Origin of the sequence: Burkholderia sp. BE17, assembly GCF_009362305.1 — a bacterium.
Classification (GTDB): Bacteria; Pseudomonadota; Gammaproteobacteria; order Burkholderiales; family Burkholderiaceae; genus Burkholderia; species Burkholderia pyrrocinia_C.
In genome coordinates this window covers 1-1,487 of the sequence record NZ_WHNU01000104.1, presented here as the reverse complement: position 1 = coordinate 1,487, position 1,487 = coordinate 1, and the positions used below count along the sequence as shown (strand labels likewise).

At 62.1% G+C, this 1,487-nt stretch carries 1 protein-coding gene; it reads left to right on the top strand.

The genetic code is table 11. The annotated features are described in order from the left end of the window. Window positions 1–136 precede the first annotated feature (136 nt). Window positions 137–1,480 carry an IS4 family transposase gene (locus tag GD429_RS39985; protein WP_152865733.1) on the top strand — a complete coding sequence of 448 codons (1,344 nt, stop codon included), beginning with the start codon at window positions 137–139 and terminating at the stop codon, window positions 1,478–1,480. Window positions 1,481–1,487 lie beyond the last annotated feature (7 nt).

Genomic DNA, 1,487 nt, shown 5'->3' with positions numbered 1-1,487 from the left:
CCATCGTCTTATACATATCTTCGAGCCCCGGTTGCCGAGGCCGGAAAGAAGCGTTTACATTCAATGAGATAGCGCAGCGCTTGTAAACTGTCGGCGGATCGCGTTTACTTTCGCACTTTGCGTGAACGCCTTGGCCCTGGACACGACTTGCTGGACGGAAACGGAATTCGCCCACCTCGATCTTGGCGACGCGCGCCTGAACAAGAGAGCGAGGACATTGATGGAACGATTGGCGGCCAAGCCGACAGTGGGTGTGCCGCAGGCGTGTCGCGGCTGGGGCGAGACGATAGCGGCGTACCGCTTCTTCGATAACGAGGAAGTCGAATGGGCCACGATCTTGGAGCCGCACTGGCAGCAGACCCAGCAACGCATGGCGGCTCATTCGGTTGTGCTGTGCCTGCAAGACACCACCGAACTGGATTTCAACGGCCGCGGCGCGGCGGGACTTGGGCCGCTGTCGTACGAGGCGCGGCGCGGCATGTACCTGCACCCGACCTACGCGGTGACCCCCGAGCGCCTACCGCTGGGCGTACTGGACGCGTGGATGTGGGCGCGCGAGGCGAAGGACAAGCAAGGCAAGCGTGGTGGGCTGAAGGAAAGCCTGCGCTGGATCGAGGGGTACGAGCGGATCGCGGAGAGTGCCTCGAAGCTGCCGGATACCCGGCTGGTGTACGTGGCCGATCGCGAGGCGGACATGATTGCACTGATGGCGCGCGCGCAGCAATTGGGCACGCCCGCTGACTGGCTGATTCGCTCGACCCATGATCGCGCGTTGCCCGAAGGAGCCAAGCTGTGGAGCGCTGCAAGCGAAGGCGAGGCGATCGGCGAGATTGCCTTCACGATGGGTTCGCGTCACGGAGTGAAGGCCCGCCAAGTGCGCCAGCATGTGTGGCTGCGGCGCATCGAGTTGCCGGCGGGTAAAGGCCAAAGTGTCGCCGCCACCTGTTTGGTGGCGCGCGAGTTCGATGCGCCAGCTGGCGTCAAGCCGATCGAATGGCATTTGCTGACCAACCGAGAAGCGACGACGTTGCAGCAGGCCATTGAACTGATCGACTGGTATCGGGCGCGCTGGGAAATCGAGATCCTGTTCAATGTGTTGAAGAACGGTTGCCGAGTCGAGGCCCTGCAGTTGGGCGCGATCGAGCGGCTCGAGCGCGCCCTGGCGCTGTTCCTGGTCGTGGCTTGGCGGATTGCTTATTTGATGCGCATGGGCCGAACGTGCCCCGATCTGGACGCCGAACTGTTCTTCGATGTCGACGAAATTCGCGGTGTGTATTTGCTCACTGAGATCAAGCGGCCGGCAAAACCCAAGCTCAACCAGGTGCTGCGCCTGATCGCCCAGCTGGGCGGTTTCCTCGGGCGCAAAGGTGACGGCGAACCCGGTGCGAAAGCTATTTGGCTCGGACTCAGAGACGTTCATGTCGCGGCCAAAACCTTACGAGCGTTACGCGCCAGCGGTGACGCCGACACTTCTGTATAAGACGATG